This is a genomic window from Peptostreptococcus anaerobius VPI 4330 = DSM 2949, assembly GCF_000381525.1.
Classification (GTDB): domain Bacteria; phylum Bacillota; class Clostridia; order Peptostreptococcales; family Peptostreptococcaceae; genus Peptostreptococcus; species Peptostreptococcus anaerobius.
Genome location: NZ_KB906628.1, coordinates 1 through 18,428 on the forward strand (window position 1 = coordinate 1; position 18,428 = coordinate 18,428).

General features: G+C 35.7%; 16 protein-coding genes. 15 read left to right on the top strand and 1 reads right to left on the bottom strand.

Annotated elements, in window-relative coordinates:
- Positions 1-86 precede the first annotated feature (86 nt).
- A complete protein-coding gene (locus tag F823_RS0107260; RefSeq protein WP_019595544.1) occupies positions 87-1,415 on the top strand; it encodes an ISL3 family transposase in 1,329 nt (442 codons plus the stop codon).
- 176 nt (positions 1,416-1,591) lie between these two features.
- Here F823_RS0107260 and F823_RS0107265 read toward each other — a convergent pair whose 3' ends face one another.
- Positions 1,592-1,999, bottom strand: a complete 408-nt coding sequence (locus F823_RS0107265) for a pyridoxamine 5'-phosphate oxidase family protein (protein ID WP_002843886.1) — start codon at positions 1,997-1,999, stop codon at positions 1,592-1,594.
- Between the two features lie 201 nt (positions 2,000-2,200).
- Between F823_RS0107265 and F823_RS0107270 the strand changes: the two genes are divergently transcribed.
- The 14 genes from F823_RS0107270 to F823_RS0107335 all read left to right on the top strand — a co-directional run bounded on the left by F823_RS0107270 (position 2,201) and on the right by F823_RS0107335 (position 18,333).
- Complete coding sequence (locus F823_RS0107270) at positions 2,201-3,583, top strand: YjiH family protein (RefSeq protein ID WP_002844910.1); 1,383 nt, start codon at positions 2,201-2,203, stop codon at positions 3,581-3,583.
- Positions 3,584-3,642: 59 nt separating this feature from the next.
- Positions 3,643-4,089 carry a phosphate-starvation-inducible PsiE family protein gene (locus tag F823_RS0107275; RefSeq protein WP_002843905.1) on the top strand — a complete coding sequence of 149 codons (447 nt, stop codon included), beginning with the start codon at positions 3,643-3,645 and terminating at the stop codon, positions 4,087-4,089.
- A 158-nt stretch (positions 4,090-4,247) separates the two neighbouring features.
- Positions 4,248-4,919 (top strand): GntR family transcriptional regulator, encoded by a 672-nt coding sequence (locus F823_RS0107280; RefSeq protein WP_002843928.1) that lies wholly within the window; start codon positions 4,248-4,250, stop codon positions 4,917-4,919.
- 308 nt (positions 4,920-5,227) lie between these two features.
- Positions 5,228-6,790, top strand: a complete 1,563-nt coding sequence (locus F823_RS0107285) for a class I adenylate-forming enzyme family protein (RefSeq protein WP_019595545.1) — start codon at positions 5,228-5,230, stop codon at positions 6,788-6,790.
- A gap of 53 nt (positions 6,791-6,843) precedes the next feature.
- Positions 6,844-8,082 (top strand): CaiB/BaiF CoA transferase family protein, encoded by a 1,239-nt coding sequence (locus F823_RS0107290; RefSeq protein ID WP_002844915.1) that lies wholly within the window; start codon positions 6,844-6,846, stop codon positions 8,080-8,082.
- 39 nt (positions 8,083-8,121) lie between these two features.
- Entirely contained in the window at positions 8,122-8,913 is a 792-nt protein-coding gene (locus F823_RS0107295) for an acyl-CoA dehydratase activase (protein WP_019595546.1), read from the top strand.
- A gap of 14 nt (positions 8,914-8,927) precedes the next feature.
- Entirely contained in the window at positions 8,928-10,163 is a 1,236-nt protein-coding gene (locus F823_RS0107300) for a 2-hydroxyacyl-CoA dehydratase subunit D (RefSeq protein ID WP_002843897.1), read from the top strand.
- On the top strand, positions 10,164-11,282 hold the full coding sequence (locus F823_RS0107305) for a 2-hydroxyacyl-CoA dehydratase subunit D (RefSeq protein ID WP_002844917.1): 1,119 nt from the start codon (positions 10,164-10,166) through the stop codon (positions 11,280-11,282).
- Positions 11,283-11,313: 31 nt separating this feature from the next.
- On the top strand, positions 11,314-12,447 hold the full coding sequence (locus tag F823_RS0107310) for an acyl-CoA dehydrogenase family protein (RefSeq protein ID WP_002844919.1): 1,134 nt from the start codon (positions 11,314-11,316) through the stop codon (positions 12,445-12,447).
- Positions 12,448-12,463: 16 nt separating this feature from the next.
- Positions 12,464-13,255, top strand: coding sequence for an electron transfer flavoprotein subunit beta/FixA family protein (locus tag F823_RS0107315; RefSeq protein WP_002844920.1), 792 nt, complete (start codon positions 12,464-12,466; stop codon positions 13,253-13,255).
- A gap of 56 nt (positions 13,256-13,311) precedes the next feature.
- Positions 13,312-14,319 carry an electron transfer flavoprotein subunit alpha/FixB family protein gene (locus tag F823_RS0107320; protein ID WP_002843909.1) on the top strand — a complete coding sequence of 336 codons (1,008 nt, stop codon included), beginning with the start codon at positions 13,312-13,314 and terminating at the stop codon, positions 14,317-14,319.
- 330 nt (positions 14,320-14,649) lie between these two features.
- The gene (locus tag F823_RS0107325) at positions 14,650-15,642 is read left to right on the top strand and encodes a 2-hydroxyacid dehydrogenase (RefSeq protein ID WP_002843937.1); all 993 of its coding nucleotides are present in this window, start codon (positions 14,650-14,652) and stop codon (positions 15,640-15,642) included.
- A 44-nt stretch (positions 15,643-15,686) separates the two neighbouring features.
- Complete coding sequence (gene brnQ / locus F823_RS0107330; RefSeq protein WP_019595547.1) at positions 15,687-17,012, top strand: branched-chain amino acid transport system II carrier protein; 1,326 nt, start codon at positions 15,687-15,689, stop codon at positions 17,010-17,012.
- A gap of 136 nt (positions 17,013-17,148) precedes the next feature.
- Positions 17,149-18,333, top strand: coding sequence for a pyridoxal phosphate-dependent aminotransferase (locus tag F823_RS0107335; RefSeq protein WP_002843919.1), 1,185 nt, complete (start codon positions 17,149-17,151; stop codon positions 18,331-18,333).
- Positions 18,334-18,428: the final 95 nt, after the last annotated feature.

The following is an 18,428-nucleotide window of genomic DNA, read 5'->3' on the forward strand; positions in this document are numbered from 1 at the left end:
TAAATTTTTTGCAAAAAAAGAAGAATACACATCAAATCTCATGTATAATTTAAATCACTACAAATAAAAAAACAAGGAGAAATGATATGTATTCTAATGCTAGTATAACAGAAATCTTGGGAATTAACGATAACAATTTAGTAATTTTAGGTAACGAAAAAGAAAAGATTAAAGGTATAGAATATACAGTCCTAAGGGGAAAGCTTTCATATAGGCCGACTTGCTGCCCTAAGTGTGGTATAGTCAATGAAAATTATGACATAACTAAAAATGGAAGCCGGACTGTAAAAATATTTTTTAATAGGGTTAATACAAATCCCTTGATATTGATGGTTAAAAAACAGAGATTTTTCTGTAAGCATTGTAAGTCAACATTTATGGCCAAAACGCCTATCGTAGATAAGGGGTGCTTCATATCGAATGATGTTAAGAGGTCAATAGTTTTAAACCTATGTGAGACTAAGTCAATGGACTTAATTGCAAGAGAACACTGTGTATCTCCTACTAGTGTTGCCAGAATACTCCGTTTAACTGAAGATAGGAGAAGAAAAAATTATCTTCCTAGGATTCTATCAATAGACGAATTCAAGTCAGTAAATACAGTTGATGCGTCTATGAGTGTAAATTTAACTGATTTAGAAGGCGGTCATATTTTTGATATCCTGGCGGATAGGAGACAAAGATACCTCTTTGAGCACTTTAATTCATATCCCTTAAAGGTCAGAAAAAGGGTAGAATATGTGACTACAGACATGTATAGGCCATATATTGATCTTGCCGAGAAGGCCTTTCCAAATGCCAATATTGTGGTCGATAAATTCCACATAGTACAGCTCTTGACAAGAGAACTAAACAAGTTAAGAATAAATGAGATGAAGAAGCTTAATACCAGGTCTAGAGAGTATAAAGTACTGAAAAGATACTGGAAAATACCACTTACGAAAAACTGGGAATTAAACAGGATATATTTTTACAAGAATAGACACTTTAAAAATATGACTAGTTCAATTGATATATTAGACTATATGTTAAAAAAATTCCCCAACTTAAAAGAAGCATATGATTTTTATCAAAACTTCCTATTAAGTATCTCTAAAAACGATGTGGCTATGCTTGAAGACATTCTAAATACTAGGACTGATAAAATACCAATGTGTTTTAGGAAGAGCATAAAAAGCCTTAAAAAGCTTAGAAAGTATGTGATTAATTCATTAAAATATGACTATACGAATGCTATGGTCGAGGGTAAAAATAATAAGATAAAGGTAATTAAAAGAGTATCCTACGGATATAGGAGCTTTAGGAATTTTAAGGCAAGGATAATGCTAATGGAAAGGTATAAGATACAAAAGGGCAACATCCATAGTTATCAGTTTGCTATGGATGCTGCCGCATACTTTAATAGATTTTGTTGATTTAAATTATCACCAACGTTATTTGACATAGAGCCCTTTTTTTATGCTCAAATACTGCAATTGTACTGCAATCAGATTAAACTACAAAAAAAGAGGCCCATGTGTTGCGAGTACATAAGCCTTTTTCGAGATATTTGTCTTTTTAATTTCTATTGAGCCGCTTTTAAATAAAAAATCTATAATTCTATCTTTTCCACAAGTTTGATAATAGCCCTATATTCTACTGTGGCATCAACAAGTTTGAATAACTTCAATTTATATCCACTTTCTTCATTATATATCTTCTTCATCATAGGTAGTACTTCAAATGCTTTTTCAAGAAGTTCTTCATTATCCTCAATAAAAACAGCCTTGCCATAGTATCTAATAAAATCATTTTTTATGGTAGCACATATTTCTGCCATTGGGTTTTCTTGAAGCTGTCTATAAACTTCTTTAAAGTCACCAACACCAAAGTAGATAGTATCGTCAATTAACATATGAAAACCTAGCGGTCTGCACTTTGGTACGTTTCCATTTACTGTTGCTAGATAATAAACTCCAGCCTTAGTTAAAAATTCACTGATTCTCTGCTCGTTGCTCATTTTACTTACCTCCATTTATATATAAATCAAAAAGTATGACAATTTCAGTATACATCGATGATTATAAAAACACAAGTAAAATAGTTATCTAAGATGGATAAATCCTTTAGTATATATAGACTATAGGTAGTTTTTTATGGTATATTATTAAGTATGTTATTAAGAAGAGAAATAATAAAAATTTGAGAAAGGGGATGAAAAATGAAAGAGATAAAAAAAACAAGGTCTTATAGCCTAGAACAGTACGCTAAATTTTTGATACCGTCAATTATAGGTATAATAATATTTATGTTGCCAGTTAAAGAGTTTGATCCTGAGATAAATCAGGACAAGGTGACTATTCCGATAGCATTTGTTGCTTCATTTATACAAAATCATATAGGCTCTATTCTTCCGGGATTTATAGTATTGGTTCTTATAGTATCAGCGGTTGGAAGTTTGTTGGTGAAATTTAATATTGTAAAACCAAAATCTGCTTATGTAAGGGGATTATTTGATCAAACGCCAGTCTGGTTTATAACTAGGATCCTTGCAATGATATTTGTTTTGATGTCCTACTTCAAAGTAGGGCCAGAATTTATAATATCTAAGGATACTGGTAACTTTATTTTAAACAATCTGCTTACAACTCTATTGGTTATATTTGTTTTTGCTGGTTTGCTACTTCCTTTGTTATTGGAGTTTGGGCTGTTAGAATTTGTTGGAACGCTACTTGTTAAATTTATGAGGCCCATTTTTACACTTCCAGGAAGATCAGCGGTTGACTGCTTTACTTCATGGTTGGGAGATGGTACTCTAGGTGTTATGCTTACAGCCAAGCAGTATGAAGATGGCTTCTATTCTGAAAGAGAGGCGGCAATAATATCCACTACATTCTCAGCTGTTTCAATAACATTTTGCCTAGTAGTATTAAAACAGGTAGATTTGGCTAACTTATTTGTACCCTACTATATTACTATATGTGCAGTGGGTGTTATATGTGCTATTATAATACCAAGAATACCACCTCTGTCAATGAAAAAAGATAAGTATATAAACGATGGTGAGGTATTGGACGAGAGTATACCTTTAGGTGAAACATATTTTTCTTGGGGACTTCACAAGGCTATATCTAAGGCTGAAGGTCATGAGGGCATTGTTAAGTTTATGGAAAATGGTGTTAAAAATGCTCTTGATATGTGGATAGGTGTGCTACCTGTAGTAATGGGATTTGGTACTATTGCCCTAGCAATATCAAATTATACTCCTATATTTGAGATAATTGGACAGCCATTTATACCACTTTTAGAGTTATTGAAATTGCCAGAGCCAGTAGCAGCTTCAAAGACTGTGCTAGTAGGATTTACTGATATGTTTATTCCGTCAATTATTGCAGGCGCAGAGATTAAGAGTGAGCTTACTAGGTTTGTTATAGCTACTTTATCTGTTACGCAGCTTATATATATGAGTGAGGTAGGGGCATTGATAATAGGTTCTAGAATACCTGTTAATGTCGCAGAGATTTTTATTATATTTATAGAGAGGACAATTTTGTCGTTAATATTTGTTACCTTGATAGCTAGGTTTGTACTACAGCTTGCTTAGGTGATAGTAAATAATATTTAATCGGCTATAAAATAATATAAAAATATGGAGGATGTATATTGATTAGAAAAAAAATGAAAAAGAAAGTATTAAACATGGCTATATCATTTGAAATGATACTGGCTATAGTGATACTATTAGTTGTTTTACTGGGAACTTTCGATACGCTTAGGGTGATTTATGCTACATATATAGTAGACTACAACCATCCGATAGACTACGGCCAGTTAAATGGTATATTCGCTCATATCTTGCTCTTGGTTATTGGGGTAGAGATAGCTATAATGCTAACCCTACACAAGCAGTCTGCCCTTCTAGAAGTTTTGATGTATGGCATAGCTAGGAAGATGCTTTTACTACCAAAAACAGATGGTATGCTTGAGATATTTTTAGGAGTAGTAGCAATAGGTGGGCTATTCCTTATAAGAAAGTATCATATAGATGAAGAGAATGAATCTAAGGAATCGGATGAAAATAATATAAACACAACAACACAAGAAAATTAGGGTATAATTCGATTTTAGAGTTAAAAAATAAAGTGAATAGATAATAAAAATACAAGAGTGCAAGTATATACAATATGTTATTACTTGCGCTTTTTATATTGATTTAAATTTATCAAGGTGGTATACTAGTATAAAAGACTAGATGGGGATGATATAATATGAGTAAGCCTAATACTGCAGAAGAAATATACATCGATCTTCTGAACAGAATAATTAGCCTTGAGCTTGAGCCTGGTCAGAAGATAAGTGAAAATGCTATTTCTGAGGTATATGGAGTGTCTAGGTCAGTTGTTAGGAATTCGTTTGCCAGACTTATGCAAAATGGATTTTTGGTAGTTTACCCTCAGAGGGGCACATATGTAAGTAAGATAGACCTTGATTATATTAGAACGGCCCTTCTCATAAGAATAGCTATCGAGAAGGAGATGCTTTATAGGTTCATGACAAAAGGCAATATGAAAGAAACTATCAAAAAGATGGAAGAAAATGTGAATGAACAGGAAAGATTTTACTATGCAAGTGAATATATATCAGAGTTCAAGGAACTTGATGAAGCATTTCATGAGTGCATAATATTGAGTGTTGAAAACAAAAACGTACTTAAAACATTAAATGAGCAGCTACTTCATATAAGTAGATGGAGAAAAGTGTACGTCAAGTCTGGGTACAGGATATCACACCTTGTAGACGAGCACAAAGAAATACTTGCAGCTATAAAGGACAACGACGTGTCTAGGGCTATGGATTGTATGTCCAAGCATATAGATACAATATCAGCCGTTATAGGATTCAATAAAGAATTTCTTCACTATGTGAAAACAGATGACTAAAAAACTAGGCCTTTAGTCTAGTTGATTATGGGATTAGTAATTTTAGTATCTAATATATAAACAGTGAAAAACTTTGTTAAAATTTTTTTAACAAAAGTCACTTAGGTTATTTACTTATCTAGATAAAAGTGGTAGAATAATCTTGTAGACATAACTGGTATACAAGTGTACTGAAACATAAAATATTTGTGTAGGTTTTATGGTTTTTTTTACATATGATTGATAAAACTTATGGTGAAAACCTTGTGAAAACATTTATTCTATAGACTTTTGGTATACAAGGTTATGGATTCTGATGGGAGGCAGTTGTGGAATTAACAAATAAAACAATAAGTGAGTATCTAGAAGATAGGGCTGAAATGACTCCGGAGAGTGCCTTTATTAGACATGGAGAGGAGATTTATACGTGGAAAAATGTTAATAATATAACTAGTAAGCTAGCCTTAGTCCTTCTTGAACAGGGTGTTAAAAAAGGAGATAAGGTTGGTATTTATGGTGTGAATAGTTCTAGTTGGATTATAATATTTTTTGCTCTACAGAAGATAGGTGCTGTTGCAGTTTTGATTAATTCTTGCTACAAGGAAAAAGAATTATATGACTGTATAAAAATTGCTGACATGAAGTTTCTTTTTTATACTACTGTGTGTACAGGTTATACTTGTGATCTTATAGTAGAAAAGCTAAAGAAGAGAAGCGACTTGAAAAAAGTTAATTTTTACAAAATAGAGCACACATATGAAGAGTGGATGAAAATAGAAAAGAGAGAGTGTAAAATCAAAAGAGGTATATTTGACAAACCAAACTCTGAAGATACTGCTTGTATCCTATTTACATCAGGTACTACCAACATATGCAAGGGTGTAATATTATCACATAGATCTCTTGTTAATAATGCCAGAGAAGTATGTGAACAAATGAGATGGACAGAAAAAGACAGTATGTGTTTAGTTGTCCCTCTATTTCACTGTTTTGGAGTCAATGTGAGCTTATTGACCAGTTTGATAGCTGGAATGACTGTAACTCTTTTAGACAAGTACAAGACGGTGAGCGTATGTGAAGCGATAGAAAAATACAAATGTACAGTATTAAATGGTGTTCCGAGTATGTTTTTGGCTATGACAAAGAATCCTAAGTTTGATGAGTTTGATCTCTCAAGTTTGAAGAGTGGTATAATAGCCGGTTCACCTATATACAAGGAAGATTATATAGGAATATGTAATAAATTAAAGGGAATGAAATTACAGACGTCATATGGACTTACTGAAGCATCACCTTGTGTTTCAATATCAGACTACGAAGACAGTATTGAAAAAAAGGCGGTTTCTGCTGGCAAGGTTATAGACCATATAGATGTTAGAATAATAGACTTAGACACAGGTAAGGAATGTCCAAGGGGACAAGTCGGTGAGATATTCGTGAAGGGATACAATGTCACAAGTGGCTATCTTTCATCGGATCCTGTTGTCTGTGATGCTGTTAGACCAGATGGTTGGTTGAAGACAGGAGACTTGGCTTATATGGATGAAGACTCTTACTTATATATTGTAGGTAGAAGGAAAAATCTAATTATAAGAGGTGGGGAAAACATATCCCCTCAGGAAATAGAAGAATGCATCAAAGACTATAACAATAAACTTGATGTATTGGTTATAGGTGTAAAATCAGATGTCCTACAAGAAGAGATTGTTGCGGTAATCGAAGGTAGACAAGATGATGAAATGGTAGGGAAAATAAAGGAATATATGAGAGATAGTATAAGTTCCTACAAGATACCTAAATACTTTGTGTTTATCGAGTCTTTTCCTAGGAATGCGACAGGTAAGATAAACGAAAAGGCTTTAAAAGAGATTGTTAATGAAAAACTTAAATAAATATCATTAATTTGTTGTAATTCATTGAATATTATTTTTTGGGAGGTAATGTAATGAGCACAAGAAAGAGACCATTAGAAGGAGTAAAGGTAATAGAACTTGCAAACTTTATAGCAGCTGCAACTACAGGAAGATTTTTAGCTGACTTAGGTGCAGATGTAATAAAGATTGAAAGTGCAAAGGGAGACCCACTAAGATATACGGCTCCAACTGAAGGTAGACCGCTTGATATGCACGAAAATACAACTTGGGAATTAGAAAATGCTAATAAGAGATGTATATCTCTAAATATGAAGGATCCTAAGGGTAAAGAAGCTTTCTTTAAGCTACTTGATGATGCAGATATACTTATAACAAACTGGAGAGTACAGGCACTACAGAGAGCTGGACTTGACTATGAAACACTAAAGGTTAAGTATCCAAGCCTTGTATACGCTATTTGTACAGGTTATGGTGAATACGGTCCTGATAAGGATCTTCCAGGATTCGACTTTACAGCTTTCTTTGCTAGAGGTGGATATCTTGAAAACCTTAGACAGAAATCTGATGTTCCAATGAACGTTGTTCCAGGACTTGGTGACCACAATGTTGGTATCAACCTAGCTGCAGGTGTACTTGCTGCATTATATCACGCTAAATTAACAGGCGAAGGTGAAAAGGTTGAAACAAGTTTATTCGAATCAGCAATATTCAATATGGGTATGATGGTTCAGGCTGCTCAGTATCCTGACTACGGTACTCCATATCCAATAAATATAAGAGAAGCTAACAATCCATTTAACGCTTGTTGGATGACTAAGGACGGAAGATATGTTCAGACTTGTATGCCTGACTACAATACTTACTTCAAAAAGTTCTTAACAGCATTAGAGCTTATGGATATAGTAGAAGATGAAAGATTCTTCCCAGTGCAGAACTTACATGCAAACGACCTAGGAACTACAGTATATGATAGAGTAATGGCTAGGTTTGGAGAAAGAGACTTTAGCGAATGGTCACAGGTACTTACAGATGCTGACATCCCATTTGCTCTAGCTAAGAATTGGGAAGAACTATTAGAAGATGAACAGGCATGGGCAAATGACTGCTTCTACAAGATGAAGTATCCAAGTGGTGAAAGAATACTTTGTAAGCACCCAGTTAAGTACCATGAAATGGGACCTACTCCATACAACAGAGGACCATACATCGGTGAACATGGTGTTGAAGTAATGAAGGAGTTAGGATACTCTGATGAAGACATCAAGCAGATGTTAGAAGACAAGACTCTATATGTTTGGGAAGACAAATAGAGATAAGAAATATAAGTGATAGTAGAGAAGGTAGAAAATATGAGTGATATATACACAATGGGTATTGACATTGGATCAACATCATCTAAATGTGTAGTGCTTAAGAATGGTAAAGATTTAGTTAGTAGCGGCGTCGTCAATCTTGGCGCCGGTACTAAAGGTGCCGATCAGGTTATAGAAAAGGTACTAGCTGACTGTGGTATCAAGTTCGAAGATCTGAATGTGATTGTTTCCACAGGATATGGTAGAAATTCTTACGACAGTGCAAAGAAGACTATGAGTGAACTTAGCTGTCATGCTAAGGGTGGTACATATATCTTCGGACCTGTAAGAACTATTATAGATATAGGCGGACAGGACATAAAGGTACTAAAACTAAATGACAAAGGTATGATGACAAATTTCTTGATGAATGATAAATGTGCAGCTGGTACAGGTAGATTCTTAGAGGTTATGGCTGGAGTACTTGATGTTAAGCTAGCAGAACTAGGTGACTTAGACAAGTTAGCAACTGAAAAAACACCAATATCTTCAACTTGTACAGTATTTGCAGAATCAGAAGTAATATCTTGTATGGCTAAGAAAATACCTATTCCTAATATAATTAGGGGTATACACGCTTCTGTTGCTACAAGAGTTGCAGGTCTTGCTAAGAGAGGTGGATTAACAACTCCAGTCGCTATGACTGGTGGTGTTACTAAGAACTCAGGAATAGTAAGGGCACTTAGCGAAGAGTTAGAAACAGATATCATGATTTCGGAAATTTCTCAGTTGGCAGGCGCAATTGGAGCGGCATTGTACGCTTACGATGAGTATCTGAAGGAAAATTAGAAAGGAGCTTTATTATGAGTAACACAGGTGCAGTTGAAGAAAAGCCGGCAAAAGTATTGTTAGGCGAGATAGTTGCAAAACATTATAAGGAAGCTTGGGAAGCTAAAGAAAGAGGCGAAAAAGTTGGTTGGTGTGCTTCTAACTTCCCACAGGAAATATTTGAAACAATGGATATCAAGGTTGTATTCCCTGAAAACCAGGCAGCAGCAATTTCTGCTAAGGGTGGTGGACAGAGAATGTGCGAAATCGCAGAAAACGAAGGATATTCAAACGACATATGTGCTTACGCTAGAATATCTCTAGCATACATGGACGTTAAAGATGCTCCAGAGTTAAATATGCCTCAGCCAGACTTTGTTGCATGCTGTAACAATATCTGTAACTGTATGATCAAGTGGTATGAAAATATAGCTAAAGAACTAAATATACCTCTAATCCTTGTTGACGTGCCATATAACAATGACTATGAAGCAGGCGATGACAGAGTAGAATACTTAAGAGGACAGTTCGATCACGCTATAAAGCAGTTAGAAGACTTAACTGGTAAAAAGTGGGATGAAAAGAAGTTCGAAGAAGTAATGGCAATATCTCAGAGAACAGGTAGAGCTTGGTTAAAGGCTACTGGATATGCTAAGTACACTCCATCACCATTCTCAGGATTTGACGTATTCAACCATATGGCAGTTGCTGTATGTGCTAGAGGTAAGGAAGAATCAGCAATAGCATTTGAAAAGCTAGCTGAAGAATTTGATGAAAATGTAAAGACTGGTAAGTCTACATTCAAGGGAGAAGAAAAGTACAGAGTACTATTTGAAGGTATAGCTTGTTGGCCACACCTAAGACATACATTTAAGCAGCTAAAGGATTCAGGAGTAAACGTTTGTGGTACTGTTTATGCAGATGCATTCGGATACATCTACGACAATACTTATGAATTAATGCAGGCTTATTGTGGAACTCCTAATGCAATATCTTATGAAAGATCATTAGATATGAGACTTAAGGTTATAGAAGAAAATAATATAGACGGTATGTTGATACATATAAACAGAAGCTGTAAGCAGTGGTCTGGTATCATGTACGAAATGGAAAGAGAAATAAGAGAAAGAACTGGTATACCAACAGCTACATTCGATGGTGATCAGGCTGACCCAAGAAACTTCTCAGAAGCACAGTACGACACAAGAGTACAGGGTCTAATAGAAGTTATGGAAGCAAACAAAGCTGCAAAGATGAAGGAGGAAAACTAGATGAGTAACTTAGAAGAACTATTTGGAAAACTTGCTGTATGTCCATTAGAGCAGATAGATAAATATGTTGCTGATGGTAAGAAAGTTATTGGTTGCGCGCCAGTATATGCTCCAGAAGAACTTGTATACGCATCAGGTATGATTCCTATGGCAATATGGGGAGCAGAGGGTGAAGTAACTCTTGCAAAAGAATATTTCCCAGCTTTCTACGTATCAATCATCTTAAGACTTTTAGATCTAGGTCTAGAAGGCAAGCTTGATAAGATGTCAGGAATGATTCTACCAGGTCTAAGTGACGGACTAAAGGGACTTAGCCAGAACTGGAAAAGAGCTGTAAAGAATGTTCCAGCATTATATATAGGATATGGACAGAACAGAAAGATAGAAGCTGGTATAGTTTACAATGCTAGACAGTATGAAAAGCTAAAAGTACAGTTAGAAGAAATAGCTGGAAAGAAGATAGAAGATGCTCAGATAGAAGAAGCAATCGTTTTATACAACAAGCACAGAAAAGCTATGCAGGCATTCTCAGACCTTGCAGCTAAACACTTAAATACAGTTACTCCTAGCCTAAGAGCTAAGGTAATGTCAAGTGCATGCCTAATGGACAAGGCTGAACATTTAGAAATAGTAGAAGCAATCAACGCTGAACTTTCAGCTATGCCAGAAGAAAAATTTGATGGTAAGAAGATTGTAACTACTGGACTACTAGCTAACAGTCCTGAAATATTAAAGATATTTGAAGAATTTAAACTTGGTATTGTTGCTGACAACATAAACCACGAATCAGGACAGTTTGATTATTTAGTTGATGAAGCTACTGGTAACCCAATAAAGGCGTTGTCTAAGTGGATTTCAGATATTGAAGGAAGTACTTTGCTATACGATCCAGAAAAACTAAGAGGACAGATAATCATCGATAAGGCTAAAAAATACGATGCAGATGGTGTAGTATACCTACTATCTAAATTCTCTGATTCAGATGAATTTGACTACCCAATCATTAGAAAACAGCTAGAAGAGGCTGGATATATGCACATCTTAGTTGAAGTAGATCAGCAAATGACTAACTTCGAACAAGCAAAAACTGCATTGCAGACTTTTGCAGACATGATATAGTAAAAATTGTAAAAATTTAAGGAGGCAATCTATGATTTTCGAAAAAGAACATGAGTTAGTTCGTCAGCTAGCAAGAGAATTTGCTGAAAATGAAATTAAACCAACTGCAGAAGAAGTTGATGAAACAAGCGAATTCCCTATGGAAATTTACAAAAAAATGGCTGCTGCTGGTTTCTTAGGTATCAAAATACCTCAGGAATTTGGCGGTTCTGGTGGAGACCACCGTTCATATGCAATAGTAATGGAAGAATTATCAAAGGCATCTGGAGTATCTACAATCTGGATATCTTCTCCTAACTCTCTTCAGTCTACTCCTATCCTTGTTGATGGTACACCTCAACAGAAGGAAAAGTATCTTAGACCAATGGTTACAGGAGAAAAGATGTTTGCATTTGGTCTTACTGAGCCAGGAGCTGGTTCTGACGCAGCTTCTATCCTAACAACTGCTGAAAAGGATGGAGATGATTACATACTAAACGGAAGAAAGACTTTCATAACTGGTGCTCCAGTATCTGATTATGTAATAGTATTTGCAAAGACAGACGCATCAGCAGGTGCTAAGGGTATATCTACTTTCATAGTTGATACTAAGTTAGAAGGTGTATCTTTTGGTAAGGCAGAAAACAAGATGGGTATGATAGGTTGCCCAACTAGTGATGTTGTTCTTGACAACGTTAGAGTATCTAAGGATGCTATGTTAGGAAAAGAAGGTAAGGGATTCATCAATGCGATGAAGACTCTAAGCGTTGGTAGACTTGGTATTGCTTGCCAGGCTCTAGGTCTTGCAGAAGGTGCTATGGAAGAAGCTATCAAGTATGCAAAGGCTAGACATCAGTTTGGTAAATCACTAGCTAAGTTCCAGAACACTCAGTTCATGATAGCTGAAATGGAAACAAAGATAGCAGCTATGCGTCACCTTGTTTACGATGCAGCATACAAGATGGACTTAGGAAAGAAGGCAGATAAGGAAGCTTCAATGGCTAAGTTATTTGCTACTGAAGAAGCTAAGTGGGTTATAGACAAGGCTCTTCAGATACATGGTGGATATGGATACATTAAGGAATATCCAATCGAAAGAATGTACAGAGACATAAGAGTAACTTCAATCTACGAAGGTACTTCAGAAGTTCAGAAGATGGTAATAGCATCAAGTGTATTGAAATAAGGGGAGGTATAGATAGATGAAAATTGTAGCTTGCATTAAACAAGTACCAGATACAACAGAGGTAAAACTTGACCCTGTGAAGAATACTTTGATTCGTGATGGTGTACCTAGTATAATCAACCCTGACGATAAAGCAGGTCTTGAACTAGCACTACAGATAAAGGAATCAGTACCAGGATCTACTGTAACAGTAGTATCAATGGGACCTCCACAGGCAGAGCTAGCACTTAGGGAAGCATTAGCAATGGGTGCTGATGATGCAGTTCTTGTAACTGACAGAGCATTCGGTGGTGCCGACACTTGGGCAACATCTTCAACAATAGCTGGTGCACTTAGAAACTTAGAATATGACATAATAATAGCTGGTAGACAGGCAATAGATGGAGATACAGCACAGGTTGGTCCTCAGATAGCTGAACATCTACATATACCACAGGTATCTTATGTAGAATCTTTAGAAGTTGAAGGAGACAAGTTCATAGTTAAGAGACAGTTCGAAGATAGATACCATACAATCGAACTAGAATCACCTTGTCTAATAACAACACTAGCGGAGGAAATAACTCCAAGATATATGTCAATAGCTGGTATATTCAACGCCTACAAGAAGGACATTAAGACTTGGGGACTTAAGGATATAGAAGAAAACCTTGACCTTTCAAATATCGGTTTAAAGGGTTCACCTACAAACGTTAAAAAATCATTCACAAAGCAGGCTAAGGGTAAGGGCGTTAAGTTAGAAGGCCTAACTCCTGAAGAAGCTGCAGATGCAATAGTAGCTAAGCTACAGGAAAAGTACTTTATATAATAGTACTTTAGTATTGAAAGATATTATAATAATAAATTTGAAAGGAAGATAACCTAATGAACAAAGATATTTATGTAGTAGTTGAACAGGTCGATGGCGTCGCACAAAAAGTGGGCATCGAATTAATAGGTATAGCAAACAAGCTAGCTGCAGACCTTGAACAGGACGTTGTAGCAGTTGTGCTTGGTAATAATATAAAGGGTCTATCCCAGAATCTTATAAGCCATGGAGCTAACAAGGTAATATGCGTAGATGATCCAATGTTAGAAACATATGCAACAGAACCATATACAAAGGCTCTTAATGCAGTAATAGAGGCAAAGCATCCTAATATAGTACTTTACGGTGCTACTTCAATAGGTAGAGACCTTGCTCCTAGAGTATCTGCAAGAGTACATACTGGACTTACAGCTGACTGTACTAAGTTAGAGATAGATCCAGAAACTAAGCTTCTTCTTATGACTAGACCAGCTTTCGGTGGTAACATCATGGCTACAATAGTTTGTAAGGAATTCAGGCCTCAGATGGCAACAGTAAGACCAGGTGTTATGGAAGCTCTTCCAAAGGATGACTCTAGAACTGGTGAAGTTGAAGAATTTAAGGTAGAATTCACTCCAGCTGACATGAACATAAAGATTAGAGAAGTAGTTAAAGAAACTAACGCTAAGGTTGATATAACTGAATCTAAGGTTCTTGTATCAGGTGGTAGAGGTATAGGAAGCCCAGAATACTTCGACGTATTAAAGGAACTTGCTGATGAATTAGGCGGACTAGTTACATCATCAAGAGCTAACGTTGACGCTGGATGGATAGGAAGAGAAAGACAGGTTGGACAGACTGGTAAGACAGTAAGACCAGACCTATACATGGCTTGTGGTATATCAGGAGCTATACAGCATTTGGCTGGTATGGAAGAATCTGAATTTATAGTAGCTATAAATAAGGATGCTCATGCACCGATATTTGATGTAGCTGACCTAGGTGTTGTTGGAGATCTTCATAAGATAATACCTCTAGTAATAGAAAAGGTTAAGGCTATAAAGGCTTCAAAGGCTGATATGTAATTAATACTGCTGATAAACAATCAGTATTGAAATTGATAAAAATGAAACAGACTGTTTAAAAAGAGTTTAAATTATTTACATAATTTTTAGTATATTATAAAAAATATTTAAAATTATATAGTAAAATCTCATTTTATGTAGTATAATATACCTAGGTAATCGAACTAACCTAGGTATATTCCTACAGTCTGCTTTATAGTTAAGCTATTTAACAACAGCCATGTAGATTAGACGATGATAACTTCTTTAAAAAATTTTAATGGCGTTGTTAAAAAAATAACATTTTTAATTTAGTTTTTTTATATTTTTAATTTTTAAGGGGGCGAAGTAATGGTAAAGGTTAGAGTCACTTGTAACAAGAACATTATAGAAAGATTTGGTGTTAAGAAGCCAGAAGGTTGGGATTTCCAATATATTAATTATCCTTGCTCTGATGAAGAACTTGCTCAGCAGTGTAAGGATGCTGATATAGTGTTCTGTGGTCCAGTTGACTACTTCAGAAGAGAAGTAATTGAACAACTTGATAACTGTAAGCTTATACATTCGCTTGGAGTAGGTTTCGATAAGATAGACTTAGAAGCTGCCAAGGAAAAAGGTATTTATGTATGCAATAATAGGGCCGTTAACGCTGTTCCAGTTGCTGAATTAGCAGTAGGACACATGATAACTTCACTTAGAAGAATGCCAGAAGCTGATGCTAAGATAAAGGCAAAGGGCGTTGATGGATTTAATGAAAGCTTTAAGGAATATCAGGTAAAAGGACAGAGTGAACTTAGCTCTAGAGTTATAGGACTTGTTGGATTAGGTGCTATAGGTAAGGCCGCTGTTAAGATGTTAAAGGCTTTTGGTTGTGAAATCATGTACTATGATGTTTTCAGAGCTGACGAAGCTTACGAAATGGAAAATGATATCAAATATTGTACATATGATGAAATACTTGAAAAATGTGATATCATCTCTTACCATGTTCCAGTTCTAGATTCTACTAGAAATATGGTTCGTAAGGAAACAATAGAAAAGATGAAGCAAGATGCAATAATCATCAACGTTGCTAGAGGCGAAATAGTGAACAATGAAGATTTAGCTGAAGCTCTAAACAATGGTAGGGTATTCGCTGGACTAGATGTTATAGCTCCAGAGCCACCAAGTGCTGATCATCCTCTATTCAACTTAACAGAAGCAGGTAAGGCTAGATTATCTATTACTCCTCATATCGCTGGTACTACTGATGATGCGTTCATAAGAATGTCTAAGTGGTCATACGATGATATGGTTAAGGTAATGAACGGAGAAAGACCAAACAATGTAGTTAATGGTCTATAAGACTAGGCATTTCGCCAATTTTATGATTAGAAAAGGTGACGAGTATGGAAATTAAAAGAAAAGACGTTATAGTTTGTGGTTTTGCTTTATTCGCGATATTCTTTGGCGCTGGTAACTTAATATTCCCTCCGCATTTGGGTGTATTAGCTGGTGACCAGTGGTACAAAGCTATGTTTGGTTTCTTACTAACTGACCCGGTTTTACCAATACTAGGTGTTATAGTTACAGCTAGATTAGGTGGTAGAGCTGATGATTTAGGTAAGAGAGTTAGCCCTAAGTTTGCAAAATTAATTGGTACAATAGCAATATTGACAATTGGACCTTTCTTTTGCGTTCCTAGAACAGGTGCTACAACTCACGAAATATTTGTACATTCATTATTCCCAAGCGTACCAAGCTGGGCAACTTGTGTAGTATTCTTTGCTATAACACTTTACCTAACACTAAATCCAGGTAAGGTTATAGATATAATAGGAAAGTATTTGACTCCTGCTCTATTGATTATACTAGCCCTAATAGTAATTATATCTATAGTTAATCCTCCAGACCCAAAGGTTGCAACTGGACAGGTTGGATTATTCACTAACGGATTCTATGAAGGTTATCAGACAATGGATGCTCTTGGATCACCTCTAATGGCTGGTATAGTTATATCAGACTTATTAAGACGTGGATATACAGACAAAGAAGTACAGTTCAAGGCCAGTGCTCAGATAGGTATAGTTGCCTTCATACTACTTGCTTTAGTATATGGTGGTTTAACATATGCTGGTGCTACAGTAGGTGGACACTTCAATGGTGAAACTGAAAGAACAGCTTTACTTATAGGAATGGTTGAATTGATGCTAGGTAACATAGGTAAGGTCTTCATGGGGGTTGCAGTTGCACTTGCTTGTTTGAATACTTCTACAGGTCTAACTTCAACTTGTGGTAACTACTTCGATACTATATCTAACGGAAAACTACCTTACAAGTATGTAGCAATGGTAGCAACAGCAATAGCATTCGTTCTTTCGCTAATCGGTGTTGAAGGACTTATAGCAATAGCAGTTCCAATACTATCAGCTATATATCCGGTAATAATAGTTCTAATAGTTATGTCAATATTTGACAAGAAGATTAAGTACAACTGGACTTATACTGGTGCAGTTATAGGTGCATTCGCAGTAGCCCTAATAGAAAGTATTAACCTTGCTTCAGTAATGAGAGGTGGTACTCTACTAGCAGGTCCTGCAGCAGCTCTAAAGGCTCTACCACTTGGTAATTTTGGCTTCGAATGGATTTTACCAGCTGTTGTTTGCTCAGTAATTCTAACAGTAATAAGCATGGTAGGTAAAGTTGGAAAGACAATAAATGACCCAATCGAATAATATTGGTTGATTTCATTGTAAAAAATTTGAAAATTCATTATAAAACAAATATATCGTCTCTACTTCGGTAGGGACGGTATATTGAAAACAAAGATAAGGTTTTTATTAATTTATTTAAGGTTTAGGAGGTAATATTATGATTTCTCAGGATATGGTTAAGTTAGGAACAGCTAAGTCTGTTATTAGAGAACTTGCAGGATTTGGTGCTATGAGAGCTAAGGAAATAGGTGCGGAAAACGTATTAGACTTCTCTTTAGGTAACCCATCAGTACCTGCTCCACAGGAAGTTCAGGACGCTATCGTTGATATAATCAAAAACAATGCTCCAAGAGTATACCATAGTTACTCTTCAGGTGCAGGTCATGACGGTTGTAGAACAGCTATAGCTGACGACCTTAACAAGAGATTCGGAACAAAATATACAAAGGACAACCTATTAATGACTTGTGGTGCTGCTGCATCTCTAAACATTACATTAAAGGCTTTAATAGCATCTCCAGAAGATGAAGTAATGGTTCTTGCCCCATTCTTCCCAGAATATACAGTATTTATTAATGGACAGGGAGGAAAGCAGGTTCTAGTTCCTTGTAAAGATGATATGCAGCTAAACGTAGAAGGTGTTAAGGAAGCTCTTACTCCAAATACTAAGGCTATAATAGTTAACTCTCCTAATAACCCATCAGGTGTTGTTTATACATTAGATGAAATGAAGGCTCTAGCTGAATTACTAGAAGCTAAGGAAAAAGAATATGGTCATCCAATATACATTATAGCTGATGAGCCATATAGAGAATTAGTTCTTATAGATGGACTTGAAGTTCCATTTATACCAAACCTATATAAGAATACAGTTATATGCTATTCTTGGTCTAAGTCACTATCACTTCCTGGTGAAAGAATTGGTTATATACTAGTTCCAAGTGAAGTAGATGATGAAATGCTTATGGCTGCTGTTGGTGGAGCTGCAAGAGTACTTGGTTACGTTTGTGCACCAACTCTATTCCAGATGGTAGTTGAAAGATGTGTTGGTATAGAACCAAACCTTGATGTATACAAGAAGAACAGAGACCTTCTATATGATGGACTTATCAAACTTGGATACAATGTTGCTAAGCCAGCTGGTGCATTCTACTTATTCATAGAAGCTCCAGATGGAGATTCTGAAAAGTTCTCTGAAAAGGCTAAGGCACACGACATGCTAGTAGTACCTGGAACAGGATTCGGTTCAAAGGCTCATATGAGATTATCTTACTGTGTTGAAACTGAAAAGTGTGAAAAGTCACTTGCAGTATTTGAAGAACTAATGAAAGAATACAAGTAAGATATTTAAAACTTATAAACTCGCCGATTCGATCATCGAACTTTATCTATACTATACGTTCTCTTATAGGTAATAGGTAGAGTCTATGTTCAATT

Bases quoted from the DNA above. Each gene is read 5' to 3' on its own strand.
- F823_RS0107260 (WP_019595544.1), top strand. From the start codon at position 87: ATGTATTCTAATGCTAGTATAACAGAAATCTTGGGAATTAACGATAAC.
- F823_RS0107265 (WP_002843886.1), bottom strand. From the start codon at position 1,999: ATGAGCAACGAGCAGAGAATCAGTGAATTTTTAACTAAGGCTGGAGTT.
- F823_RS0107270 (WP_002844910.1), top strand. From the start codon at position 2,201: ATGAAAGAGATAAAAAAAACAAGGTCTTATAGCCTAGAACAGTACGCT.
- F823_RS0107280 (WP_002843928.1), top strand. From the start codon at position 4,248: ATGAGTAAGCCTAATACTGCAGAAGAAATATACATCGATCTTCTGAAC.
- F823_RS0107290 (WP_002844915.1), top strand. From the start codon at position 6,844: ATGAGCACAAGAAAGAGACCATTAGAAGGAGTAAAGGTAATAGAACTT.
- F823_RS0107295 (WP_019595546.1), top strand. From the start codon at position 8,122: ATGAGTGATATATACACAATGGGTATTGACATTGGATCAACATCATCT.
- F823_RS0107300 (WP_002843897.1), top strand. From the start codon at position 8,928: ATGAGTAACACAGGTGCAGTTGAAGAAAAGCCGGCAAAAGTATTGTTA.
- F823_RS0107305 (WP_002844917.1), top strand. From the start codon at position 10,164: ATGAGTAACTTAGAAGAACTATTTGGAAAACTTGCTGTATGTCCATTA.
- F823_RS0107310 (WP_002844919.1), top strand. From the start codon at position 11,314: ATGATTTTCGAAAAAGAACATGAGTTAGTTCGTCAGCTAGCAAGAGAA.
- F823_RS0107315 (WP_002844920.1), top strand. From the start codon at position 12,464: ATGAAAATTGTAGCTTGCATTAAACAAGTACCAGATACAACAGAGGTA.
- F823_RS0107320 (WP_002843909.1), top strand. From the start codon at position 13,312: ATGAACAAAGATATTTATGTAGTAGTTGAACAGGTCGATGGCGTCGCA.
- F823_RS0107325 (WP_002843937.1), top strand. From the start codon at position 14,650: ATGGTAAAGGTTAGAGTCACTTGTAACAAGAACATTATAGAAAGATTT.
- brnQ (WP_019595547.1), top strand. From the start codon at position 15,687: ATGGAAATTAAAAGAAAAGACGTTATAGTTTGTGGTTTTGCTTTATTC.
- F823_RS0107335 (WP_002843919.1), top strand. From the start codon at position 17,149: ATGATTTCTCAGGATATGGTTAAGTTAGGAACAGCTAAGTCTGTTATT.